Source organism: Arthrobacter sp. BC5, assembly GCF_056680255.1.
The window spans coordinates 3,043,548-3,068,424 of sequence record NZ_CM155273.1 but is presented as its reverse complement, the minus strand read 5'-3'; the positions used below and the strand labels follow the sequence as shown (position 1 = coordinate 3,068,424).

The following is a 24,877-nucleotide window of genomic DNA, read 5'->3' as shown; positions in this document are numbered from 1 at the left end:
GACGCTCAGGCGGTCCGCTCGACGCGCAACACCCGTCGCCTCAGCCAGTACCGCCTGCTGCCGCCCATGTAGATGCAGCTGCGCTCGAGTTCCCACTTGCCGTATTCGGCGTGTTCGGTGAGGAGTTTCCGGGCTGCCGGCAAGGGCTCGCCGGCATGGACGGTGAGTACCAGGTACTCGTACTGACGCCCATAGTCACGCTCCCGGACGGCCGTCGCATTCAAAAAATGTTCTCGCATATCCCTCCAATTCTGACCACTTTACCGATAGCGTCTAGGCCATGAGCATAGATCCGCGTGTCGCGCTCCAGTCCCTCGTGACGGCCTTGGAAGAGCATCTCGCAGCCTCGTCCGCACGACGGCGGGAGGATGATCCGGCGGTGGAAGCGGCGTATCTCGCCATTGCGGACGCCTTCGAGGTCTATGAGGAGGCCCTGTACGACGCCTTCGGGGAAGTGACCCCGCTCGAGATATACGAGGAGTCCGACGACGACGAGGACGACGACGAGGGTCCCGAGGACGAAAGCGCCGAGGATGACGAGGACCCCGACTACGCCTCCGATCTGGTCGAGGCCGAAGTAGAACACTGACCGCGTTGCCGCAGCACGGAGCCGTTGCACGCCCGGTACGGCAGATGGGGACAATCCGCCCGCGCGGTCGGTACAGGGTCCGTCAAGGCGCCAGTTGCGAGACCTCGTCCAGGACTTCCGCGATGGGCTCGGCCACCGGGGCACCGCTGGTCTGCAGGATCTCCTTGAGCTGCTGCGAGGTCCGTGCGCCGACGATCGCCGAAGCCACCCCCGGGCGGTGCAGGAGCCAGCGCAGTGCGAGTTCGTGCGGCTGGAGATCGAGCCCCCTCGACGCGGTGCACAGCGCCTCCGTGATGCGTTGCGGTCTGCCCGAGAGGTAGGGCTCGACGTACGGCGCCCAGACGTCGGAGGCCCCCCGCGACTCGGAGGGGATCCTGCCGCGGTACTTGGCCGTCAGGACACCCCTGCCCAGGGGACCCCAGGCCAGGATGGCCGCACCGAAGGCCTCGGTGGCCGGCAGGACGTCGCGCTCGACGCTGCGATTGAGGAGCGAATACTCGACGTCGTTGACCAGGATCGGGAAGGACGCCGTCGCCGCGGCCCGCGCGAACTCCCACCCGGAGTAGTTGGACACGCCCACGTACCGCGCCCGTCCGGTGGCATACGCGGACTCGAGGGCGCTGAGGGTCTCCTGGAGCGGCACGGCCGGATCGGGTGAGGGCGCGAGCCACACATCGACGTGGTCCGTGCCGAGCAGAGACATCGACGCGTCCAGCGAATCGAGCAGGCCACGTCGGGATCCGTCGAGCCGCCGGCTGCCGGACCGGGTGGTGCCACCCTGGACCACGAGAACGAGCTCGGAGCGTGCCACGGTGTCGCCGATGAAGCTGCCGAGCATCGCTTCGGCCTGGCCCTCGCCGTAGCGGGCGGCGGTCTCGACGAGGGTTCCTCCGGCGTCGGCGAAGAGGCGGAGCTGCTCACGTGCGGCCTCCTCGTTGACCTCCTGGCCCCAGTTCATGGTGCCGAGTCCCAGAGCCGAGACGATCAGGCCGCTCGTTCCCACATTTCGCCGTTGCATACCGCCAAGCCTAAAGCCTGCCCCCGGCCGCATGGCTTAGGGTCAGAAGCGTGAATTGGATAGAAGCGATCATCCTGGGATTCGTCCAGGGCCTTACCGAGTTCCTACCCATTTCATCGAGCGCACACCTGCGCATCGTGGGCGAGCTCCTGCCGAACGCGCAGGATCCGGGTGCGGCCTTCACCGCCATCACCCAGCTGGGCACGGAGACCGCCGTCCTCGTCTTCTTCTGGCGCGATATCGTGCGCATCGTGAAGGCGTGGTTCGGTGCGCTACGGGGCAGGGTCCCCCGGAACGACCCGGACGCCCGCATGGGGTGGCTGGTCATCCTCGGCAGCGTGCCGATCGTCGTGCTCGGACTCCTGTTCCAGGAACAGATCGAGGGCACGTTCCGGAGCATGTGGATCGTCGCCACGATGCTGATCGTCTTCGGCCTCATCCTCGCGGTCGCCGACCACGTCGGACGGCAGGCACGGGACCTCCAGAGCCTCACCTACCGGCACGGCATCCTGTTCGGGCTCGCGCAGGCGCTTGCCCTGGTCCCGGGCGTGTCGCGCTCCGGTGGCACCATCACGGCCGGCCTGCTCATGGGCTACACCCGCGAGGCCGCCGCACGGTACTCGTTCCTCCTGGCCATCCCCGCGGTGTTCGGCAGCGGCGTGTTCCAGCTCGCCAAGAGCTATGACGAGACCGGCCCCTACGCGTTGCCGGAGACCGCCCTGGCCACGGTCGTCGCCTTCGTGGTCGGTTTCGCGATCATCGGCTGGTTCCTCAAGTTCGTCACGACGCGCGGGTACGGGCTCTTCGTGTGGTACCGCATCCTGCTCGGCCTCGCGCTCTACGTGCTCCTCGGCTTCGGGGTCATCAGCGCCTGACGCAGGGCCGTAAGGTAGAACGTGTGATTGCGTGGAACTCGACTCCTGTCCCAGAACTCGACGGCACCCAGTCGGGCATCGTCCTGTTCGACACGGCGCTCCAGGAGCCCGCACCGCTCGCGGCGCATTCCGAGCGCAGCCTCTACGTCTGCGGCATCACGCCCTACGACGCCACCCATCTCGGCCATGCGTCCACCTACGTAGCCTTCGACCTCCTCAACCGCACATGGCGCGACGCCGGGTCGGCGGTGTCCTACGTGCAGAACGTGACCGATGTCGACGACCCCCTCCTCGAGCGGGCGACGGCGACCGGCGTGCAGTGGCAGGACCTCGCCGCCGAACAGATCGCCCTGTTCCGCCAGGACATGGAAGCACTGAACGTCCTGCCGCCGGACCATTACATCGGGGCTGTCGAGGCCATCGGATGGATCGTCCCCGCGGTGGAGGACCTGGTGCGCCGCGGCCTCGCCTACACGGTGCCCGGCGAGGGGGAGGAGCCCGACGGCGACGTGTACTTCTCCCTGGACGCGGCCGCCGCGCTGCACGAGGACGACCCTGCGCGCTGGTTCCTGGGGCAGGTATCGCACCTGGACGTCGACGCGATGCTCGAGCTCTCGGCCGAACGCGGCGGGGACCCGGCCCGGCCCCACAAACGCAACGCCCTCGACCCGCTGCTCTGGCGGGCGGCCAGGGTGGGGGAGCCCAGCTGGTCCGGCGCCTCGCTCGGGGAAGGCCGTCCCGGCTGGCACATCGAATGCGCTGTGATCGCGCAGCGCTTCCTGCCGTCCCCGTTCACGGTGCAGGGCGGCGGCTCCGACCTCGTGTTCCCCCATCACGAGATGAGTGCTTCCCACGCCTGGGCGACCGGCGGCACGCCGCTGGCGCAGCACTACGCCCATGCGGGGATGGTGGGGTACGACGGCGAGAAGATGAGCAAGTCCCGAGGGAACCTGGTGCTGGTCTCAGCACTGCGCACCTCGGGCGTGGAGCCCGCAGCGATCCGCCTTGCCATCCTGGCCCACCACTACCGCTCGGACTGGTCCTGGACGGACGGAGTGCTCGTGCAGGCGGTGGACCGCCTGGATGCGTGGCGCCGGGCCGTGGAGCATGCGACGGCGGAGGACGTCATGACGGTACGGGAGCGGATCCGCGCCTGCCTCGCCGAGGACCTCGACGCGCCGTCCGCACTCGGGGCCGTGGATGCCTGGGCTTCCGGGACGGGGGACCATGGTGGAGATCCGACCGCCCGGCAGGGCATGGCCGACGTCCTCGACGCGCTGCTCGGCGTCAGGCTCTAGGGCCCGCCCTCGGGCCTACTGCTCGCGACGCCGCTTCTTGAGGTAGCGCTCGAACTCGCGGGCAATGGACTCGCCGCTCGCCTCGGGGAGGTCCACCGTGTCCTTGGCCTCCTCGAGCTGGCGCACATATGCCGCGACCTCGGGATCCTCGGTGGCGAGCTCGTCGACGCCGCGCTCCCAGGCTTCCGATTCCTCCGTCAGGACGTGCGTGTCCACGGCGATCTGCAGTATCTCCTCGAGCTTGTTCAGCAGGGCGAGCTGCGCCTTGGGAGACGGCGACTGTCCCACGTAGTGGGGCACGGCGGCCCAGAGGGACATCGTGGGGATGTCCGCGAGCAGGCCCATCTCGGCCAGTACGCCCACGATGCCGATGGGCCCCTCGTAGGTCGACGGCTCGACCTCGAGGCTCTCGCGGACGAGATCGTCGTCCGAGGTCACCGTCACGGGGATGGGACGCGAGTGCGGGACGTCGGCGAGCAGTGCGCCGACCAGGACGATGCAGTCGACGCTGAGCTCCTTCGCCAGCGCGACGAGTTCGGCGGTGTAGGCGCGCCACTTGTAGGACGGCTCCACGCCGTTCACCAGGATCAGGTCGACACTGGAGTTCGGCACCACGGCCTTGCTGATGCGGGTGTTGGGCCACTTGATGCGCCTCTGGCCCGAGGAATTCCGTTTGATCATCGGGCGGGTGAACTGGAAGTCGTAGAACTCGTCGGCGTCGATGGTGGAGATCCGCTCACTGCCGAAGAACCGGCCCATGTACTTCAGTGCGTCGCTAGCCGCCTCGCCGGCGTCGTTCCAGCCCTCGAAGGCCGCGAGCATGATCGTGACGCGCCGCTCGGGCTCGGCGGCGTCCTGGAAAAGGTCCTGCACGCCGGTCGGCTGGTTCTCTTCGAAGCTATCCACGTTCTCACCCTAAACCCCGGCGCGCGGCGATGTCAGGCGAGGTTCCGGCGCTACGCGCAGAGCAGACGTGCGGGCGTGTCAAGGGGTCACCGTAGACTTGGGAGCATGGCCAACCACCCCACCGGCACCGTTCAGACCCCCTCCGATCCCGCATCATGGCGCAGCGGCTCCGCCCATGGCGGGAACCTCCACGGGCTGCAGGGCGTGCTCTGGGACATGGACGGGACGATCGTGGACACCGAGCCCTACTGGATCCGGGCGGAGAAGGAACTGGTGGAGTCCCATGGCGGGACGTGGACCACGGAGCAGGCCACCGGCCTCGTGGGCCAGGCCCTCACGTACTCCGCGGGGCAGCTCCAGCAGGCCGGTGTCGGCCTGGGCATCCGCGACATCATCGACCACCTCACCGACCGCGTCGCGGCGGACGTCCGAGCAGCCGTGCCCTGGCGCCCGGGAGCACGGGAATTGCTCGCGGCACTGCGTGCGGCGGGTATCCCGTGCGCCATGGTCACGATGTCCGAGGGCCTCCTCGCGGGCGCGGTCGCCGCGCAGCTACCGGACGGCACGTTCTCCCACCTCGTGACCGGCGACCGCGTGAGTGCCGGCAAGCCGGACCCCGAGGCCTACCAGTTGGGCTTCGACCTCCTCGCTGCCGACCACCCGGGCATGAGCAAGGACCGCGTGGTGGCGGTGGAGGACTCGCTGCCCGGGGTCACATCGGCGCTGGCCGCCGGCCTGGTCACGCTCGCCGTCCCCCACTTCGTCGCGCTGCCGCCCGACGAGCGCCGCACCGACTGGCACACACTCGAGGGCCGGACGCCCGCCGACCTCGCGGCGCTCCTGCCGGCCCCGGGGCAGGACGCGTGGCAGGGCTCGTGGCAGGATGCCGGGCACGACGCCGGCCACGACTGGGTGCGTGACATCGCGTGAGCACCAGCCCGAAGCCTCCCCGCGCCGAGGCGAGCCCTGGCCTGTCCCTCGGCCGGATCACCGGGATACCGGTCGTCCTCGCGTGGTCGTGGTTCGTCATCACCGTGTTCATCGTGGTGGTCTTCGGACCACGCGTCGCGGCCGCCTTCCCGGGCATCGGCCCGGGCGCGTATGCCGTGGCCCTCGGCTACGCCCTGCTCCTGGCCGCGTCCGTGCTGATCCACGAACTCGCGCACGCCCTGACCGCGCGGGCCTTCGGGTGGCCGACCACCCGGATCGTGCTGAACCTCTGGGGCGGCCATACCCAGTTCGCGAGCTTCAACGCCTCGCCGGGGAGGTCGCTCCTCGTCGCTCTGGCCGGACCCGCAGCGAACTTCGTACTCGCGGGGCTGGGCTGGGGCATCCTGCAGGTCCTGACGCCCGGCACGGTCTCCTACCTCCTCACGACCATCCTCGTCTGGGCCAATCTGCTCGTCGCGCTGTTCAACGTGCTGCCGGGCCTGCCACTCGACGGTGGCCGCCTGGTGGAGAGCGCGGTCTGGAAGGCGACGGGCAGCCAGGAGAAGGGCACGGTGGCGGCCGGCTGGGCAGGCCGCATCATCGTCATACTGCTGCTCGCGGTCGTCGTCGGCCTGCCGCTGCTCCAGGGCCGGGGTCCGGACCTCGCCGTCATCCTCATCGCCGTGGTCATGGGGGCCTTCCTGTGGATGGGCGCGACGGCGGCCATCGAGAACGCGAGGATGCGCCTGCGCCTCCCGGCCATCAGCGCGGGACGGTTGCAGCAGCGCGCCATCGGCCTGCCCGCGGGTACCACCGTCCTCGCTGCACGCCGCCTGCTCCGCGAGAACCCGGGCGCCGCCGTCGTCGTGACCGGCACCGCCGGGGTGCCGGAGGCCGTCGTCGACGAGGGCGCGCTCCTCGCCGTACCGGAGGAGGCGGCCGGGACGACGTCGGTCAATGCGACCGCTCGGCGTCTCGCCGCAGGAGCCTACGTCCCCGAGTGGGCGGAGGGCCAGGAGCTGGTGCAGTTCCTCGCGCGCCTCGAAGGCAACGAGTACGCCGTCATCGACCGCCGGGGTGCCGTCAGCGGCCTGCTCCACCAGCGGACGGTCGTCCAGGCCATCACGGGCAAGGGCACGCCCGGTTCCTGACGTGCCCTCGACCCCGCCTGCCGGCGCAGGCTCTCCCGGCGGTGAAGGCGACGACGACGCGGCGAACGCCGTGCCTCTCGAACCTTCCCGCCCCGACCGATCCGCCTCCCACCCCAGCTCCAGCCCCCATCCGCGCCGGTTCCGCCGGCCCCTGCCGAAGGACCACCCTTGAGTACCCTCCCCACACCCGACCCCACCACAGCTTCCGCCCCCCACGGCGCTGCCGCCCGCCGAGGGCCGTTCCGGCCCGGCGAGCGCGTCCAGCTGACGGACGAGAAGGGCCGGATGAACACGATCACCCTGACGCCGGGCGGGGCGTTCCACACGCACAAGGGCTTCCTGCATCACGACTCCCTCATCGGCGTGACCGAGGGCACCATCCTCGAGAACACCAGCGGGCAGCTCTATCAGGCCCTGCGGCCGCTCCTGTCCGACTTCGTGCTGTCCATGCCGCGCGGTGCCGCCGTCGTGTACCCGAAGGACGCCGGGCAGATCGTGACCATGGCGGACATCTTCCCCGGTGCCCGCGTCGTCGAGGCCGGAGTGGGCTCGGGCGCCCTCTCCATCTCACTCCTGCGGGCCGTGGGCGACGCCGGGTACCTCCACTCCTTCGAGCGCCGCGAGGAGTTCGCCGACATCGCCCGCGGCAACGTCGAGACGATCTTCGGCGGTCCGCACCCGGCGTGGCAGATCACCCTCGGCGACTTCCAGGAGCAGGTGGTGGAGCAGGAGGAGCCCGGATCCGTGGACCGCGTCGTCCTCGACATGCTCGCGCCGTGGGAGTGCCTGGACGCCGTCGCGACCGTGCTGGCTCCCGGCGGTGTCTGGATCAGCTACGTGGCCACCGTGACGCAGCTCTCCCGCACCGCCGAGGCCATCCGGGCGGACGGTCGGTTCACGGAGCCCGAGGCGTGGGAATCCATGGTGCGCGGATGGCACCTCGAAGGGCTGGCGGTCCGGCCCGACCACCGCATGGTCGCCCACACGGGATTCCTGCTCACGGCCCGCAGGCTGGCGGACGGCGCCGTCGGGTTCACCCCCAAGCGGCGTCCGTCGAAGACGGGCTTCAGCGAGGAGGACCTGAACGCCTGGACCCCGCAGGCCGTCGGTGAACGCGACGTGTCCGACAAGCGCCTCCGTCGAGTGGCGCGTGATGCCGCCTCGACGATCCAGCGCGGTTCCCTCCCACCGGAAGAGGCACAGGCACGCCGCGATGCCATCGCGGACGGCGGCACGGTCGAGTAGGTCGCGCAGGACGAGTGCAGGGCGGACGAGCTGTCGGCGGTGTGCGAGGGCGGCGCGGGGTGCGGGGGAGAAGCCCACGCGCCGTGGCCGTTAAGACTGCACACCGCGGACGTGCGTCTGCGCTAAGGTCGAAAGACAGCTGACGGAAAGAACCTAAGGTGGCGAACCGACATGCCGGAATCCGAAGAGAACGCTTCTTCCGCTGATCCGCGGGGTTTCACCCCGCCACCCGTCGACCCCGTGGCCCAGCGCCAACTGAACGTGCTGCGCGACAAGCTCCGTCATATCGACCGCCAGCTGGCGTCGGCGACGCAGAACAACGGGAAGCTCGTCTCCGCCCTGGAATCCGCCCGGACGGAGATCGTGCGGCTCAAGGCGGCCCTCGAGAAGGAGGGCGCCGCGCCGTTCAGCTTCGCCACCGTGATGCAGGTGAACCCGAAGCGCCCGTCCGAGCCGGGCACCACCACGGAGGCGACGGTGCAGGACACCGCCGACATCCTGCAGTCGGGGCGGAAGCTCCGCGTGACCGTCAGCCCCCTCATCAGTGTCCGCCAGCTCGCGCCGGGCCAGGAGGTGCTGCTCAACGAGTCCCTCACGATCGTCGCGGCCCTCGGCTTCGAGCGGGCAGGGGAGATCGTCACCGTCAAGGAGCTCATGGGCACCGACCGTGCGCTGGTCGTGGGACGCACGGACGACGAACGCGTCATCAAGCTCAGCGGACCGCTCCAGGCCGAGAAGATCCGTGTGGGCGACGCCCTCGCCGTCGATACGCGGTCGGGCTACGGCCTGGAGAAGGTGCCCCGGAGCGAGGTGGAGAACCTCGTGCTCGAGGAGGTGCCGGACATCGCCTACGGGGACATCGGCGGTCTCGGCCCCCAGATCGAGCAGATCCGGGACGCCGTCGAGCTGCCGTTCCTGCACCCCGATCTCTACCGCGAGCACGGACTCAAGCCGCCCAAGGGGATCCTCCTCTACGGGCCTCCCGGCTGCGGCAAGACCCTGATCGCGAAGGCCGTCGCCAACTCGCTCGCAGCCCGTGCCGCCGAGCGCGCGGGCCTGGAGCAGATCCGCAGCTACTTCCTGAACATCAAGGGCCCCGAACTGCTGGACAAGTACGTCGGTGAGACCGAGCGCCACATCCGGCTGATCTTCGCCCGCGCCCGCGAGAAGGCGTCCGACGGCAGTCCCGTGGTCGTGTTCTTCGACGAGATGGACTCGCTGTTCCGCACGCGCGGCACGGGTGTCTCGTCCGACGTCGAGACCACCATCGTGCCGCAGCTGCTCAGCGAGATCGACGGCGTCGAGAAGCTCGAGAACGTGATCGTGATCGGTGCCTCCAACCGCGAGGACATGATCGATCCCGCCATCCTGCGGCCCGGGCGGCTGGACGTGAAGATCAAGATCCAGCGGCCCGACGCCGAGGGTGCCGCCGAGATCTTCGCGAAGTACATCACCCCGGACCTGCCGCTCCACGCGGAGGACCTCGCCGAGCACGGCAACGATGCCCACGCCACCATCTCCGAGATGATCCGCCGCACCGTCGAGCAGATGTACTCGACCGACAAGTCCAACGAGTACCTCGAGGTCACCTACGCCAACGGGGACACCGAGATGCTCTACTTCAAGGACTTCAACTCCGGAGCGGTCATCCAGAACGTCGTGGACCGGGCGAAGAAGTACGCCATCAAGGACCTCCTGCTCGACGGCTCCAAGGGCCTGCGCATCGAGCACCTGATGCGGGCCGTGGTGGACGAGTTCCGTGAACACGAGGACATGCCGAACACCACCAATCCCGACGACTGGGCGCGCATCTCCGGCAAGAAGGGCGAGCGCATCACGTACATCCGCACGATCGTGCAGGGCAAGGCGGGCCAGGAGCCTGGCAAGTCGATCGAGACGACGGCGAATACGGGCCAGTATCTGTGATGGACACGGGCGGACGACGGACCGGCCCGCCGGGCGGGACACCGCCGGTCGGTGAGGGCATCTCCGTCCACCGCGTGATGGGCACGGAGACGGAGTACGGCATCATCGCGCCCGCCCTGCCGTCCGCGAACCCCACGCTGCTGTCCTCGCAGGTGGTCAACGCCTACGCCGCCACGCTGCGCGAGGGGCTCGGCAACCTCGCCGGGACACGGTGGGACTACACCGACGAGACGCCGCTGACGGACGCGCGCGGCTTCCGCATGGAGCGCAGCAGCGCCCATCCGAGCCAACTGACGGACGAGCCGGCCGAGCTCAGCGCGGAACAGATCGCCCTCGAACGGGGCGAGCCCGCCGAAGCCGCAGTGCTCATGAACCTCGTGCTCAACAACGGTGCCCGGTTGTACGTCGACCACGCCCACCCGGAGTACTCGTCGCCCGAGGTGACCAACCCTCTCGACGCCGTCCTCTGGGACCGGGCGGGGGACCACGTGGCCGTCGCCGCGATGCACCGGATAGGTGCCACGCCCGGCTTCTCGCCCGTGATCCTCTACAAGAACAACACCGACAGCAAGAGCGTCTCCTACGGCTCCCACGAGAACTACCTCGTTCCCCGGAGCGTCCCCTTCTCGAGGCTCGCCGAGGCCCTGATCCCCTTCTTCGTCTCCCGCCAGGTCATCTGCGGCGCGGGACGTGTCGGCATCGGCCCGCTGAACCAGGGCTCCGGCTTCCAGATCAGCCAGCGCGCGGACTTCTTCGAGAACGAGGTCGGCCTGGAGACGACGGTCCGGCGCCCCATCATCAACACCCGGGACGAGCCGCACGCCGTCGCCGAGAAGTACCGGCGGCTGCACGTCATCATCGGCGACGCCAACCTGAACGAGGTGTCGAACTACCTGAAGGTGGGGACCACCGCCCTCGTGCTCGCGCTCATCGAGCAGGGCCTGGCTCCGGTGCCCGTGCTCGAGGACCCGGTCGAGGCGCTGCGCACCGTCAGCCACGACCCCTCCCTGCAAGCCACCGTCCGGCTGACGGACGGCCGGAACCTGACAGGGCTGGAACTGCAGGAGCTGTACTGCGACGCCGTCTCCGCGGCACTCCCGGCGGATGCGGACCAGCAGACGCGCGACGTCGTCGAGCGCTGGCAGTCCCTGCTCGGGACGCTGCGCGAGGATCCGATGGGCGCCTCGCGCCAGGTGGACTGGATCGCCAAGCTGAAGGTCCTGGAGGCCTACCGGGCCCGGGACGGGCTCGCCTGGACGGACCCGCGCCTCGCACTCGTCGACCTGCAGTACGCCGACCTCCGGCCGGAGAAGGGCATCTACCAGCGGCTGGCACGCCGCGGGGATGTCGAGCTGCTCGTGACGGACACCGAGGTGGCCCGTGCCGCGGTCGAGCCCCCGCGCGACACCCGCGCCTACTTCCGCGGACGCTGCATCTCGGAGTACCCCGCGGAAGTGGTCGGGGCGAGCTGGGACTCGCTCATCTTCGAGCTCGCGGGGGAGCGGCGCCTGCAGCGCGTCCAGACACGCGAACCGCTCCGCGGCACCGCCCTGCTCACCGAGGAGCTGTTCGACCTGGCAGCCGACGCCGGCGATTTCCTCGGGCGATTGTTGAGCGGGCCGGATCGTCGCGTGGCACCATAGGAACCAGATCACCGAAGTGGTCACGAACACGGAAAGGGCGGCCATCATGGCTACACAGGACCGCATCAACACCAGCGGGTCATCCTCGAAATCCGAGGAGGAGATCCCCGAGCCCGCCCCCGCAGCTCCCGCGGCCCAGGACTCCACTCAGACGCAGGGAGTGGACGACCTGCTCGACGAGATCGACGGCGTCCTCGAATCCAACGCCGAGGAATTCGTGCGAGGGTTCGTGCAGAAGGGCGGCCAGTAGCGGATGCTTCCGGACGATGCAGCAGCGGCGGTTCCCCGGGCGGCCTCCACGTCCTTCACCGACTACCTGGGCGCGCACCACCCCGGGCTGCTGCCGTCGAACCGGACATTCGGCACGGTGAGCTCGTCCACGGACACCTCGCGCCTGGCACCGCATGCGACGACCATCGTCTCGCTGACCTTTCCCGGCGGCGTCCTGATGGCCGGCGACCGGCGTGCCACGATGGGCAACGTGATCGCCAGCCGGCACATCGAGAAGGTGTTCCCCGCTGACGTCTACTCGGTCCTGGGGATCGCCGGGAGCGCCGGTATCGGGCTCGACCTGACCCGCCTGTTCCAGGTGGAGCTGGAGCACTACGAGAAGATCGAGGCGACGATGATGAGCCTCGACGGCAAGGCCAATCGGCTCGCCGCGATGGTCCGGCAGAACCTCCCCATGGCGATGCAGGGCCTCGCCGTCGTGCCGCTCTTCGCCGGGTTCGACACCGACCGCCACGTAGGGCGGCTGTTCTCCTTCGACGTCACCGGTGGTCGGTACGAGGAGCACGAGCACCACTCGGTCGGTTCCGGTTCGGTCTTCGCGCGCGGAGCGCTCAAGAAGCTCTGGAACCCACGCCTGGACGAAGCCTCCGCGGTGCGCGTCGCCGTCGAAGCGCTGTACGACGCCGCCGACGACGACTCCGCGACCGGCGGGCCGGACACTGTCCGCGCGCTGTGGCCCGTGGTCTACGTCGTGGACGGCGCGGGCGCGCGCCGGATCCCCGAGCGCGAACTCGAAGCCGCAGCGCACTCCATCATCGACGCCCGCTCCGCGACAGGCCGGGAGGCATAGGCCATGACACAGCAGTTCTACGTCTCGCCCGAACAGCTGATGAAGGACCGCGCGGACTTCGCGCGGAAGGGGATCGGCCGAGGCCGGTCCGTCGTGGTGATGAGCTGCAGGGACGGGATCGCACTCGTCGCCGAGAACCCTTCACCCTCGCTGCACAAGCTCGGCGAGATCTACGACCGCATCGCCTTCGCGGCGGTGGGCAAGTACAACGAGTTCGAGAGCCTCCGGCAGGCCGGCGTGCGCTACGCGGACGTCCGCGGCTACTCCTACGCCCGCGAGGACGTGACCGCCCGCGGACTGGCCAGCGTCTACGCGCAGAGCCTGGGCGCGGTATTCACTGCGGAGAGCAAGCCCTTCGAGGTCGAACTCGTGGTGGCAGAGGTGGGCCGTACCCGGGACGCAGACCACCTGTACCGGCTGACCTTCGACGGCTCCATCGCGGACGAGTCCGGCTTCGTCGTCATGGGCGGCGCCGCGGACGCCGTCGTCGACGCGCTCCAGGGCACCTGGTCCGCCGACCTCAGCCTCCAGGAAGCAGTCCGCGCCTCCGCACGGGCCCTCAGGAGCGACGGCGGCGCCGCGCAGGCGCCGGCCGTCACGAACGGCAACCGCCCAGCAGCGCCGCCGCTGGGTCCGTCCCTCCTCGAAGTCGCCTTCCTCGAACGGGACCCCGACACGCTGCGCGGGAGCCGGAGAGCCTTCCGCCGGATCGGCGGACCGGAGCTCGAGAACCTGCTGCAGCACGAACAGGACACCTGATGGACCGCCGCATCTTCGGAGTCGAGACCGAATTCGGCATCTCCTACTCCGGGCCGAACTCCCGGCCTCTCTCCCCGGAGGAGGTGGCCCGCTACCTCTTCCGCAAGGTCGTCAGCTGGGGGAGGTCCTCCAACGTCTTCCTGACCAACGGTTCACGCCTCTACCTCGACGTCGGCTCGCACCCCGAGTACGCGACGGCGGAGTGCGACGACCTCGCGCAGCTCATCGCCCACGACCGCGCCGGGGAACTGATCCTGGAGGATCTCGTGACCGAGGCGCAGCGCAAGCTGGCGCAGGAGGGCTACGACGGCAAGATCTTCCTCTTCAAGAACAACACCGATTCCGCGGGCAACTCGTACGGGAGCCACGAGAACTACCTCATTCCCCGGAAGCTGGAGTTCGCGCGGCTCGCGGACATCCTCATCCCCTTCCTCGTCACGCGGCAGCTCCTCGTCGGGGCGGGCAAGGTCCTCAAGACGCAGACGGGCTCCATCTACGCGTTCTCGCAGCGGGCGGACCACCTGTGGGAAGGCATCTCCTCGGCCACCACCCGCTCCCGGCCCATCATCAACACCCGGGACGAGCCGCACGCCGACGCCGAGCACTACCGCCGGCTGCACGTGATCGCCGGGGACTCGAACATGTCCGAGACCACCACGCTCCTGAAGATCGGCTCGGTGGACCTGCTGCTGCGCATGGTCGAGGCAGGCGAGCTGATGCGGGACTTCCGCCTGGAGAACCCCATCCGCAGCATCCGGGAGATCTCGCACGACCTCACAGGACAGCAGCTCCTCAAGCTCGCCAACGGCCGGCACATGACGGCCCTCGAGATGCAGCGCGAATACCTCGCCCGTGCCACGGCCTTCGTGGAGCAGCGCGGCGCGCACAACGCGCACGTCCCCGCGGTCCTCGGGCTGTGGGAGCGTGTGCTCGACGCCGTCGAGACCGGGGACACCAGAAGCATCGATACGGAGGTGGACTGGGCGATCAAGAAGAAGCTGATCGACCGCTACCTCGCCCGCTCGGGCGGGGACCTCGATTCGGCCAGGGCAGCCCAGCTCGACCTCACGTACCACGACATCTCACGGTCGCGTGGCCTGTTCTTCCTGCTGCAGGCCCGCGGGGAGGCTGCGCGGGTCGTCGACGACACCGCGGTGAAGGAAGCGGTGGACGTGCCGCCGCAGACCACGCGGGCCCGCCTGCGCGGCGAGTTCGTCCGCCGGGCGAAGGAGGCGAACCGCGACTACACCGTCGACTGGGTGCACCTGAAGCTCAACGACCGGGCGCAGCAGACCATCCTCTGCAAGGACCCCTTCACCTCGGTGGACGAGCGCGTGGAGGCACTCCTCCAGCAGCTGTGAGGGACGGAATCCGGACTCCGGTGCGGCGTGCCGGCGGTCGAGAGGGCATTCCCGGGAGGAACCGCGGCTCCGCAGCCGTTAGGCTTGTCAGGGCCCTTTGTTCTGCGGGCAGCCTGGACTGGTCATCAATCTGAAAGTGGTTCTGTGCGAAAAGTACTAGCAATCCTCCTTCCGCTCCTGCTGTTGCTGACAGCCTGCGGCGGCACGACGACGGGGAATTCGGCCGGCGCCGCCGAGGTCTTCGACACGGTCGAGGTGAGCGGCGGATCCGACGAGGAAGCACCGACCGTCGAATTCGAATCACCCCTGGACATCACCGGCGTGGCCGCGAAGACGGTCGCGGACGGCGACGGCGACGAGGTGCAGGCCGGTCAGCAGATCCGCTACCAGCTCGTCTCGCTCAACGCCGAGGACGGCGAAGTCCTCGGTGACACCTACAGCCAGGGCGAGCCCCAGGTGCTGCCCGTGGACGACATGCTCAAGGAGCAGGACAGCGAGCTCTACGAGGTGCTCGTCGGTACGAAGGTCGGTGCCCAGGTGGCCTACACGCGTCCCTCGCCCGAGCCGGCGGAGGGCCAGACCGCCGTACCGCAGCAGCTGATCGTCCTGAAGGTCATCTCGGCCGAGCAGCCTCCGCCGGAGCCTGAGGCCCTCTCGCCCGAGGACGTCAAGAAGCTCGACGACGAGGGCCGCCTGCCCACCTTCACCTTCGGGGAGAACGGCGCCCCCGAGGTCACGATCCCCGAGAACGAGCCCTCCGACGACCTCGTCGTCAAGGTACTCGAGGAGGGCACCGGTGAGGTGGTCGCCGAGACCGACAGCATCACCGCGAACTACGCCGGCTGGACCTACAGCGACGGTGAGAAGTTCGACTCGAGCTACGATCGCGGCGAGCCGGCCACGTTCCCGCTGAACCAGGTCATCACCGGATGGACCAAGGGCCTCGCCGGGCAGAAGGTCGGATCCAAGGTCCTGCTCGTCATCCCGGAGCCATGGGCCTACCCCAATGCCTCGCAGGGACAGCCCTCCGGCACCCTCGTGTTCTACGTCGAGATCGTCAGCAAGGAAGCGGCCCAGTAGTTCGGGGCCTCCGCCAGCCAACGAAAGCACCAGGAAAGGAAACCATGTCCTTCGGACAGCGCAACTTCGACCGGCAGAAGCCGGAGATCGACTTCCCCGCCCATGACGTCCCGGCCGACCTCCTCATCGAGGACATCATCGAGGGGACCGGCGACGAGGCGAAGCCCGGCAACACCGTGTCCACGCATTATGTCGGTGTCGCCTTCTCCACGGGTGAGGAATTCGACGCCTCCTGGAACCGCGGGACACCGCTCGATTTCAAGGTCGGCGTCGGGCAGGTCATCCAGGGCTGGGACCAGGGCCTCCTCGGCATGAAGGTGGGCGGTCGTCGCCGCCTCGAGATCCCGTCCCACCTCGCGTACGGACCCAGCGGTGCCGGGTCCGCCATCGGCCCCAACGAGGCGCTGATCTTCGTGGTGGACCTGCTCGGCGTCCGCTAGCACGACCTCCCGGACCCCAAGGGTCCGCGCGGTTCCCGCACCATCGTCCGGAAGGGACGCAGGCCGACCCCCGGTTGGCGTGCGTCCCTTCTGCCGCTTCCGTGAAGGTAGGGTTTCACCGTGTCCGCAAAACGTACCGAACGCCTCCTCACCCTCGTGATCATGCTCCTGTCGAGCCGCCGTGGGTACACGAAGGAGGAATTGTTCGAGGAGATCGACCTGTACCGCGAGGCGACCTCGGTGGCCGCCCGCGAGAAGCTCTTCGACCGGGACAAGGCGGCGCTGCGCGAGCAGGGCATCCCCCTGGAATCCTTCAGCGAGGACACGCTCTTCGACAACGACAACACGGTGCAGCGGTACCGCATCAATGCCGAGAACTATCGCCTCGGCGGCGTGACCTTCCAGCCGGAGGAGTACGCGGTCCTCAACCTGGCCGCCGGTGTCTGGGACCAGGGGTCCCTCGACGCCGCGGCCTCGCGGGCCCTGCGGAAGCTCAGTTCGCGCAGCACCGACGGCGGGATCGAGCTGACGCCGCTGATCCAGCCGCGCATCACCACGGATGCCCCGTACTGGGACATCGTGTGGCAGGCGCTGACCAGCCGCACCCCCCTCCGTTTTCCCTACCGCGCGGCCAGCACGGGGCGCGAGGAGGTCCGGACCGTGCACCCGTGGGGAATGGGCGCCCGCTTCGGCCACTGGTACGTCGTCGGATACGACACCACCCGCAAGGCCGAACGCTTCTTCCGGCTCTCCCGGATGACGGGCGAGCCCGTGCCGGTGCGCGGCACCTTCGAGGTCCCTGCGTCCTTCGACATGAACCAGACGCTCTCTTCCCTGTCGCGGAGCGAGCCCGATCGCACCGCCGTCGTCGCCGCCCGCCCCGGATCCTGCCAGGTGCTGAGGGTCCGGAAGGACGCCGAGGTCCTCGAGACGGGGGAGGAGTGGGACCTCCTGCGGGTGCCGTATGCGGCCTCGAGCCCCATGGCCGCGACGATCGCCGGGCTGGGGACCAACGCGAAGGTCGAGGAACCGGCAGAACTGGCAGCCCAGGTGGCGCGCCTGCTGGAGGGAGCCTACACCGCGGCCGTCGCGGCCCCGCAGGGCCTCGAGATCACCGGTGCGGTGCGGCCCGCGCCGCGCCGGAAATCGTCCTCGCAGGATCATCTCCTGCGCCTGCTCGACCTCGTGCCCTATCTCCTGGCCAATCCCGGGGCGGAAGTGGGGGAGACGGCGCGGAAGTTCGAGGTGACGGAGAGCCAGCTCACCAAGGACCTGGACCTGCTCTTCGTCAGTGGCCCCCGGCACTATCCCGATGCGCTCATGGACGTGAACATCGAGGACGGCAGGATCTACCTGACCAACGCGCGCGACCTCGCGGAGCCGGTCAAGCTGAGCATGGACGAGGCGTGTTCCCTGATCGTCGGGCTCCAGGCCCTTCGTGAACTGCCCGGTATGAGGAACAACGAGGCGATCGTCAGCGCACAGACCAAGCTGACCGCTGCGGCCGGGGACGCGGCCCGTATCGGGGCCGCGGTGGCCACGAAGCTCACGGAGGACGACATCGATCCGACCCTCGAGGTACTGCAGGCCGCCCTGCACTCGGGAGTGCGGGTGGAAGTGGACTACTTCGTGCCGACACGAGACGAGATCACGCACCGGCTGCTCGAGCCGCTGCGCATCTTCCTGCACCAGGACACGTGGTACCTGGAGGCGTGGAGCGTCGACTCCGACGGGCTGCGCAATTTCCGCCTCGACCGCATCCAGAGCGCCACCCTGACGGACCAGCCGGCCACGGCCGCCGTCGACGAGGAATCCCTCGACCGCGACCGGCGGACCGCTGCGCCCTACCGCTCCGGTGAGGCGGACCAGGCTGTCACGCTCCTGCTGGAGCCCCGGGCCCGGTGGATCGCCGCACAGTACAACGCCGACGCCGTGCAGGAGCTCGGCGAGGACCGCCTGGCCGCGCGCCTGAGGGTCGCCTCGAGCTCCTGGATCCCCGGCCTCGTCGCGGGCCTCGGAGGATCCGCAGCCGTCGTCGCTCCCGCCGAGGTGCGCGAGGAGACCCTCCGCTGGCTCGAGGCAGCCCGCGCCCACCAGGCACTGGCCTAGACTGGCACCATGCTCTGGTGGATGTGGATCGTGCTGTGGGTTGCGCTGGTGGCTGTCAGCGTGATCTTCCTCGTCGCGGTCGGATTCGGCGTGTTCCGACGTGGAATGCGAACTCTCGGTGAATTCGGGGAAGCGATGGACCGCTTCGACGTGAACATCCCGGCCGACGGCGAGAGCGCTCCCGCAACCGCGAGCGTGCCCGGAATCCCCGTACCGGCCGTATTCTCCGCGCCGGTCGAGGTCAGGGCGGCGCGTGAATCGGCGAAGCTCCGGCGGATCGACGACCGGCGCAGCAGGCGGGTCGCCCGGCGTGACCGGCGCGGGCAGCCCCAACTCCTGCGGGACATGCCCCACCTGTGACCTAAACTGGTGGAGGGATCAACGAGAGGAATTGGGCATGAGGCTCGAAGGCTGGCACATCGTCATCATCATCGTTCTTGCGATCGTTCTGTTCGGCGCTCCGAAGCTTCCGGGGCTGGCGCGCAGCGTGGGCCAGTCGCTGCGGATCTTCAAGTCCGAGGTGAAGCAGATGAAGGACGAGAACAACACCGGCGAGCCCGGCACGGATCCCGTGGAGGGCCGGGTCGTCAACACCCCGGGCCCGCAGACCTACACACCCACGCACCAGGTCCCGGGCCAGCCAGGCTACCAGCAGGGGACCCCGGTGGGTCATGTGCAGGGTGACGCGCGGGCCGACGTCCGTGGCGAGGGCCAGGCGGGACCCTCGCAGCAGAGCGGTTCCTCGCGCACCAGCCAGTAGGGACAGCCGGTGTCACCCGCGAAGGTCCGCCAGCGCGGCAGGAAAGCGAACCCCGAAGGGCGTATGGCCCTGAAGGAGCACCTGCGCGAGGCCCGCAACCGCTTGTTCAAGTCCGCGATCGCGGTCATCCTCGCGACCGTGGCCGGGTTCTTCGTGTACGAGCCGGTGCTGCGGGCGCTGGCCGCGCCGATCATTGCGATCAACGCCCAGGACGGCCGGACGGCGTCACTGAACTTCGACAGCGCCGCCTCCCCGTTCGACCTGCTCATCCAGGTCTCGGTGTTCCTTGGCCTGGTCATCTCCAGCCCGGTCTGGCTGTACCAGTTGTGGGCGTTCATCACCCCGGGGCTGAAGACGAAGGAGCGCCGGATCGCACTGGCGTTCATCGCCGTGGCCTTCCCGCTGTTCCTGGCCGGCATCGCCCTGGCCTGGCTGATCCTGCCCAACGCGGTGCGGGTCCTGACGGAGTTCACGCCGGAGGACTTCTCCAACTACATCAGCGTGTCCGTGTACTTCACGTTCGTGCTGCGCCTGATGCTCGCGTTCGGGATCGCGTTCCTGCTCCCGGTGGTCCTGGTCGGGCTGAACATGGTGGGCCTGGTCTCGGGGAAGCAGATCCTCAAGGCGTGGCGGATCACGGTGTTCCTGGTGTGCCTGTTCGCGGCGATGGCCGCCCCGGGTGGGGACGCACTGAGCATGTTCTACCTCGCGGTGCCCCTGCTCCTGCTGTTCTTCGTCGCGATCGGCCTGTGCCTGCTCAACGACAAGCGCCGGGCCCGCCGCACCGCGGCCCGCGAAGCCGCCGTCGAGGCCACCGCGGACACCGCCACACCCCTCGACGCCCTCTGACCCCTGCCGCTCGAGCGGCAGGATCAGCACGACCACGGCCCGTCCTGCAAGCACCATCGATCACCGAAGGCCGCACGCCGGGGCGGCGTGCCCGGTCCGGGCGGAGCGTCTAGGGTGGAAAGATGAGCACTCCCGCCGAGAGATACGCAGCTGCAAAGGCACGCACCGAACACTCGCGGACGCAGCTGTTCCATTTCGAGCAGACGCTGGACTTCGAGCTCGATCCGTTCCAGCGCGAGGCGTGTACGGCGCTCGAGGCCGGCAGGGGCGTGCTCGTCGCGGCACCCACCGGAGCCGGAAAGACGGTGGTGGGGGAGTTCGCCGTGTTCATGGCGCTGCAGCACGGCCTCAAGGCCTTCTACACGACGCCCATCAAGGCGCTGAGCAACCAGAAGTACTCCGAACTGGCCGCCGTGCACGGCACCGACCGCGTCGGCCTCCTCACCGGCGACACGAACATCAACGCCGATGCCGACGTGATCGTGATGACCACCGAGGTCCTGCGCAACATGCTGTACGCCAATTCGGACGCCCTCGACAACCTGGGCTACGTGGTGATGGACGAGGTGCACTACCTGGCCGACCGGTTCCGGGGAGCGGTGTGGGAGGAGGTGATCATCCACCTGCCCACCGAGGTCAGGCTGGTGTCCCTCAGCGCCACCGTGTCGAACGCCGAGGAGTTCGGCGCATGGCTGGACACCGTGCGCGGAGACACCGACGTCGTCGTGTCCGAGCACCGCCCGGTCCCGCTCTGGCAGCACGTGATGGTCGGCCAGAGCCTCATCGACCTGTTCGCCGGCGATGTCGCGTTCGACGAGGCGGCGCCGGAAGGTGCCGGAAGCGGCGCCCGCAACCAGTACGACGTCAATCCCGAACTGCTCGAACTGGCGAGCAACGAGATCCGGCTCAACCAGCGGGCCACCTGGGGCGGCCCCGGCGGGCGGCGCGGCAAGCCCCGCAACGGGCGCGGAGGACCCCCGCAGACGACGGCGGTGCGCCGCGCCACACGGCCCCAGGTGATCAGCGCACTCGACCGCTCCGACCTCCTCCCGGCCATCACGTTCATCTTCTCCCGGGCGGGCTGCGAAGCGGCCGTCACGCAGTGCCTGCACGCCGGGTTGTGGCTCACCACGGAGGAGGAACGGGACGAGATCAGCGAGACCATCGATGAGGCCACCATGGACATCCCGCGTGACGATCTCGAGATCCTCGGGTTCTGGACGTGGCGGGAAGGCCTCATCCGCGGCTTCACGGCGCACCACGCCGGGATGCTGCCGACCTTCAAGGAGATCGTCGAACGGCTGTTCGCGGCAGGACTCGTCAAGGCGGTCTTCGCGACCGAGACACTGGCCCTCGGCGTCAACATGCCCGCCCGCACGGTCGTGCTCGAGAAACTCGACAAGTTCAACGGCGAGGCGCACGTCGACGTGACGGCGGGGGAGTACACCCAGCTCACGGGCCGTGCCGGGCGCCGCGGCATCGACGTCGAGGGGCATGCCGTCGTCCTCTGGCAGCCGGGCACCGATCCCGGCGCCGTGGCCGGCCTCGCGTCCCGGCGCACCTACCCGTTGAACTCGAGCTTCCGGCCGACCTACAACATGAGCATCAATCTGATGGCGCAGTTCGGCCAGGAGCGTTCACGGGAGATCCTCGAGACGTCCTTCGCCCAGTTCCAGGCGGATCGTTCCGTCGTCGGGCTCGCGAAGCAGGTGCGCAGCCGCGAGGAATCCCTCAAGGGCTACGAGAAGTCGATGACGTGCCACCTCGGGGACTTCCGCGAGTATGCGAACCTGAGGCGCGAGCTGTCCGAGCTCGAGTCGCGGGCATCCCGTGACCGGTCGCGCACGCTGAGGTCGGCGGCCGAATCCTCCCTGGAATCGCTGCGTCCCGGCGACGTGATCGACGTCCCCGGCGGGAGGAGCCAGGGTTTCGCCGTCGTCCTGGACAGCGACACCTCCCGGGAACCACGGCCCACCGTGCTCACCCTCGAGACGCAGATCCGCCGGGTCGGCGTGCAGGACCTCGACGGCCCCGTGGAGGTACTCTCCCGCATCCGGATTCCGAAGCACTTCAGTGCCCGCAGCCCGAAGGACCGCCGCGACCTCACGTCCTCGTTGCGCAACGCGCTGCAGGAGAAGCGGCCGCCACGGCGGGGGGCCGATCGTGTGGCGGCCGGCTACTCGGCGTCGGCAGCCGAAGAGGAACGTGCCATCACCGAAGTCCGGCGCCGCCTCCGTGCGCATCCCTGCCACGGGTGCAGCGAACGCGAGCAGCACGCGCGCTGGGCCGAGCGGTGGTTCAAGCTGCGTCGGGAGACCGATCAGCTGGGAGGCCAGATCCGCGGGCGGACCAACACGATCGCCAAGACCTTCGACCGCGTCTCCGAGGTCCTCGGGCACTACGGGTACCTCGAGTACACGGACGACGGCATGTCCGTCAGCGCCGCCGGCCAGAAGCTGCGCCGGATCTACGGCGAGAAGGACCTCCTGATCGCCCTGTGCGTCGAGGAGGGTGCCTTCAGCGACCTCGATGCGGCGGAGCTCGCAGCCGTCGCCACGGTGCTCGTCTACCAGGCCAAGCGCGAGGAGCGCGGGGTGCGCCCGGTGATGCCGAGCGTGTCCCTCGAAGGCTCCGTGGAGACGATCATCCGGCAGTGGTCCCAGCTCAACGACGTCGAGGAGCAGCATCGGCTTCCCGTCACCGGTGAACCGGAGCTCTCGCTCGTCTGGCCGATGTTCAAGTGGGCCCAGGGCCGGTCCCTCCAGGCGGCCCTCAGCGGGACCGAACTCGCAGCGGGAGACTTCGTGCGCTGGTCCAAGCAGGTCATCGACCTGCTCGACCAGCTGGCCAAGGTGCCGGACCTTCCGGGCAGCCTGCAGCAGACGTGCATCCGGGCGATCCGACTGATTCGTCGCGGCGTGGTGGCATACTCGAACATCAGTGAATAGTCCCCGTCCCGGGACATTTCGGTCACAGAAAGTCTCCCTGCCTCCCCATGCCCAGCACTGAACGCCCCCTGCCCGTCCTGTACCGCAACGGCTCCGTCTACAGCCCTGCCGATCCCTTCGCAACCGCCATGCTCGTCGACGGCGGAACCGTGGCATGGGTGGGTACGGAGCACGCCGCGGCCAACCTCACGGGACCGGGAGTGCGCACCGTGGACCTGGACGGCGCGCTGGTCACGCCCGGCTTCGTGGACGCCCACACGCACACCACCGAGACGGGGATCGCCCTCGGCTCGATCGACCTGACGGCGTGCCGCTCACTGGGAGGGCTCCTGGACGCCGTGGCGGCTGCGGCGTCCTCGGGGGCCCCCACCGTGCTCGGTTTCGGCTGGGACGAGTCGTCCTGGCCGGAGAAGCGCGTGCCGACGGCCGCGGAGCTCGACCAGGCCGGCAACGGTGCGCTCGTCTACCTCGTCCGGGCCGATATCCACTCCGCGGTGGTCTCGGGTAGCCTGGCGGCCGGCCTCGGCCTCGCGGGCATCGACGGCTGGGACGACGGCTTCGTGGTCCGCGCGGCGCACGAAGCGGCCCGACAGGCCACCCGCAGCCTCGACCCGGCACAGCGGCGCAACTACCAGCAGGCCGCCCTGCTCCACGCCGCTTCACGGGGCTACGTCGCGCTGACCGAGATGGCCGCCCCCCATATCGCGCCGCGGGAGGACCTCGAGACGCTGCTGTCGATCGACGGTCCGCTGTCCGAGCTGCCCTTGCCGGAGGTCATCCCGTACTGGGCCCAGCTCGCTGCCTCGCGGGAGGAAGTGCGCTCCGCCATGCGGGGCTTCGGAGGGCGGCTCGCGGGTCTCGCCGGTGACCTGAACGTGGACGGGTCCATCGGGTCCCGCACAGCGGCTCTCCGCGAGCCGTACAGCGACGATCCAGGCAACCGCGGGAGCATCTACCTGAGCGAGGACGACGTCGCCACCCACCTCGTCGCCACCACCGCCGAGACGGTCCAGGCCGGGTTCCACGTCATCGGCGACGCCGGTCTCGACGTCGTCCTGAACGGCCTCGAGGCCGCTGCCCGGGAGCTGGGCGTGGAGGAGGTGCGCCGCTCACGCCACCGCCTCGAACACGTGGAACTCGCCGACGACGCCGCCATAGCGGCTCTCGTGCACTACGGCGTGGCCGTCAGCGGACAGCCTGCCTTCGACGCCCTGTGGGGTGCCGAAGGCGGCCTGTACGACCAGCGGCTGGGGGAGCGGAGCATCGGGATGAACCGCTTCGCCTCCTTCCTGTCCGCGGGGGTCCTCGTGGCGCTCGGATCGGACAGCCCTGTGACGCCGCTCGATCCCTGGGCGTCCGTCCGTGCATGCCTCCAGCACAGCAACGCGGCGGAGACCATCTCCGCCCGGGCTGCTTTCATAGCGCACACCAGGGCGAGCTGGCGGCTCTCGGGCCGCAGCCCCATGATGGGTCAGTTGGCGCCGGGTACCCCAGCGTCATTCGCCGTCTGGAAGGTCGACGAACTGATGGTCCAGACGCCTGACAACCGGGTCCAGTCCTGGAGTACGGATCCCCGCGCCGGTACGCCCCTGCTGCCCGCTCTCGACACGGAGAACGCCCCCCTGTGTCTCGAGACGGTGCACGACGGACACCGGCTGTACGTCGCTGACGGCTTCTCCGCAGCGTAGGCCGCGGCCCCGCTCGGCAGGATTTTCTTTGTGGAAATCGACCGCACCCTGACCTGCACCGAAGCACGTCTCCGCAGGTCAGGGCCCTGTTGACACCTCCTCCACAGCACGTAAGCTTTTGCCCTACGGGTTAGAGGAACTCCTGAGGGAGCAAACCTGGCTGGTCTCCGAAAGCGCAACGCATCGGCCTTACGAATGGCGCGTGTTGCCCATCCATAGGG

22 protein-coding genes and 1 pseudogene are annotated in these 24,877 nt (G+C 69.1%); 20 read left to right on the top strand and 3 right to left on the bottom strand.

Translation table 11 applies throughout. From position 1 onward, the window contains the following. Positions 1-5: 5 nt before the first annotated feature. Positions 6-239 (bottom strand): DUF5703 family protein, encoded by a 234-nt coding sequence (locus AC1MFI_RS14365; protein ID WP_479817721.1) that lies wholly within the window; start codon positions 237-239, stop codon positions 6-8. A gap of 41 nt (positions 240-280) precedes the next feature. Between AC1MFI_RS14365 and AC1MFI_RS14360 the strand changes: the two genes are divergently transcribed. Beyond that, a complete protein-coding gene (locus tag AC1MFI_RS14360) occupies positions 281-589 on the top strand; it encodes a hypothetical protein (RefSeq protein WP_479817720.1) in 309 nt (102 codons plus the stop codon). 82 nt (positions 590-671) lie between these two features. Here AC1MFI_RS14360 and AC1MFI_RS14355 read toward each other — a convergent pair whose 3' ends face one another. Next, entirely contained in the window at positions 672-1,607 is a 936-nt protein-coding gene (locus AC1MFI_RS14355) for an aldo/keto reductase (protein WP_479817718.1), read from the bottom strand. A 50-nt stretch (positions 1,608-1,657) separates the two neighbouring features. Here AC1MFI_RS14355 and AC1MFI_RS14350 point away from each other — a divergent pair, with 50 nt between their 5' ends. Both AC1MFI_RS14350 and mshC read left to right on the top strand, forming a co-directional pair. Next, positions 1,658-2,482: an undecaprenyl-diphosphate phosphatase gene (locus tag AC1MFI_RS14350; RefSeq protein ID WP_479817716.1), complete on the top strand. Its 825-nt coding sequence runs from the start codon at positions 1,658-1,660 to the stop codon at positions 2,480-2,482. A gap of 23 nt (positions 2,483-2,505) precedes the next feature. Further along, on the top strand, positions 2,506-3,780 hold the full coding sequence (mshC, locus tag AC1MFI_RS14345) for a cysteine--1-D-myo-inosityl 2-amino-2-deoxy-alpha-D-glucopyranoside ligase (protein WP_479817715.1): 1,275 nt from the start codon (positions 2,506-2,508) through the stop codon (positions 3,778-3,780). A 15-nt stretch (positions 3,781-3,795) separates the two neighbouring features. Here the strand turns inward: mshC and AC1MFI_RS14340 are convergent, their stop codons facing one another. Continuing rightward, positions 3,796-4,686 carry a PAC2 family protein gene (locus AC1MFI_RS14340; protein ID WP_479817713.1) on the bottom strand — a complete coding sequence of 297 codons (891 nt, stop codon included), beginning with the start codon at positions 4,684-4,686 and terminating at the stop codon, positions 3,796-3,798. A 105-nt stretch (positions 4,687-4,791) separates the two neighbouring features. Between AC1MFI_RS14340 and AC1MFI_RS14335 the strand changes: the two genes are divergently transcribed. From AC1MFI_RS14335 to AC1MFI_RS14255, 17 genes and pseudogenes are all read left to right on the top strand, one after another. Further along, positions 4,792-5,616 carry an HAD family hydrolase gene (locus AC1MFI_RS14335; protein ID WP_479817712.1) on the top strand — a complete coding sequence of 275 codons (825 nt, stop codon included), beginning with the start codon at positions 4,792-4,794 and terminating at the stop codon, positions 5,614-5,616. Next, entirely contained in the window at positions 5,613-6,767 is a 1,155-nt protein-coding gene (locus AC1MFI_RS14330; RefSeq protein ID WP_479817711.1) for a site-2 protease family protein, read from the top strand. Before AC1MFI_RS14335 ends, AC1MFI_RS14330 begins: the two co-directional genes overlap by 4 nt. A gap of 168 nt (positions 6,768-6,935) precedes the next feature. Continuing rightward, on the top strand, positions 6,936-8,012 hold the full coding sequence (locus AC1MFI_RS14325) for a tRNA (adenine-N1)-methyltransferase (protein ID WP_479817709.1): 1,077 nt from the start codon (positions 6,936-6,938) through the stop codon (positions 8,010-8,012). A gap of 240 nt (positions 8,013-8,252) precedes the next feature. Further along, positions 8,253-9,938 (top strand): annotated as a pseudogene (gene arc / locus AC1MFI_RS14320) (proteasome ATPase); the annotation flags it as partial. Beyond that, positions 9,938-11,581 (top strand): depupylase/deamidase Dop, encoded by a 1,644-nt coding sequence (gene dop / locus AC1MFI_RS14315; protein WP_479817708.1) that lies wholly within the window; start codon positions 9,938-9,940, stop codon positions 11,579-11,581. The pseudogene arc and the gene dop, both read left to right, overlap by 1 nt. Positions 11,582-11,627: 46 nt before the next feature. Next, entirely contained in the window at positions 11,628-11,831 is a 204-nt protein-coding gene (locus tag AC1MFI_RS14310; protein ID WP_479817707.1) for a ubiquitin-like protein Pup, read from the top strand. Between the two features lie 3 nt (positions 11,832-11,834). Beyond that, the gene (gene prcB / locus AC1MFI_RS14305) at positions 11,835-12,662 is read left to right on the top strand and encodes a proteasome subunit beta (RefSeq protein ID WP_479817706.1); all 828 of its coding nucleotides are present in this window, start codon (positions 11,835-11,837) and stop codon (positions 12,660-12,662) included. Positions 12,663-12,665: 3 nt separating this feature from the next. After that, positions 12,666-13,421 carry a proteasome subunit alpha gene (prcA, locus tag AC1MFI_RS14300; protein ID WP_479817705.1) on the top strand — a complete coding sequence of 252 codons (756 nt, stop codon included), beginning with the start codon at positions 12,666-12,668 and terminating at the stop codon, positions 13,419-13,421. After that, positions 13,421-14,782 (top strand): Pup--protein ligase, encoded by a 1,362-nt coding sequence (gene pafA / locus AC1MFI_RS14295; RefSeq protein WP_479817703.1) that lies wholly within the window; start codon positions 13,421-13,423, stop codon positions 14,780-14,782. Before prcA ends, pafA begins: the two co-directional genes overlap by 1 nt. A 144-nt stretch (positions 14,783-14,926) precedes the next feature. Beyond that, a complete protein-coding gene (locus tag AC1MFI_RS14290) occupies positions 14,927-15,862 on the top strand; it encodes an FKBP-type peptidyl-prolyl cis-trans isomerase (RefSeq protein WP_479817702.1) in 936 nt (311 codons plus the stop codon). Between the two features lie 44 nt (positions 15,863-15,906). Then, the gene (locus AC1MFI_RS14285) at positions 15,907-16,302 is read left to right on the top strand and encodes an FKBP-type peptidyl-prolyl cis-trans isomerase (protein WP_479817700.1); all 396 of its coding nucleotides are present in this window, start codon (positions 15,907-15,909) and stop codon (positions 16,300-16,302) included. 120 nt (positions 16,303-16,422) lie between these two features. Further along, positions 16,423-18,411 carry a helix-turn-helix transcriptional regulator gene (locus tag AC1MFI_RS14280; protein ID WP_479817699.1) on the top strand — a complete coding sequence of 663 codons (1,989 nt, stop codon included), beginning with the start codon at positions 16,423-16,425 and terminating at the stop codon, positions 18,409-18,411. A 9-nt stretch (positions 18,412-18,420) separates the two neighbouring features. Further along, on the top strand, positions 18,421-18,771 hold the full coding sequence (locus tag AC1MFI_RS14275) for a hypothetical protein (RefSeq protein ID WP_479817698.1): 351 nt from the start codon (positions 18,421-18,423) through the stop codon (positions 18,769-18,771). A gap of 37 nt (positions 18,772-18,808) precedes the next feature. Continuing rightward, entirely contained in the window at positions 18,809-19,171 is a 363-nt protein-coding gene (gene tatA, locus AC1MFI_RS14270; protein WP_479817697.1) for a Sec-independent protein translocase subunit TatA, read from the top strand. Positions 19,172-19,234: 63 nt separating this feature from the next. After that, positions 19,235-20,020 (top strand): twin-arginine translocase subunit TatC, encoded by a 786-nt coding sequence (tatC, locus tag AC1MFI_RS14265; protein WP_479820895.1) that lies wholly within the window; start codon positions 19,235-19,237, stop codon positions 20,018-20,020. 122 nt (positions 20,021-20,142) lie between these two features. Then, complete coding sequence (locus AC1MFI_RS14260) at positions 20,143-22,968, top strand: DEAD/DEAH box helicase (RefSeq protein ID WP_479817696.1); 2,826 nt, start codon at positions 20,143-20,145, stop codon at positions 22,966-22,968. A 47-nt stretch (positions 22,969-23,015) separates the two neighbouring features. Continuing rightward, entirely contained in the window at positions 23,016-24,656 is a 1,641-nt protein-coding gene (locus AC1MFI_RS14255; RefSeq protein WP_479817695.1) for an amidohydrolase, read from the top strand. Positions 24,657-24,877 lie beyond the last annotated feature (221 nt).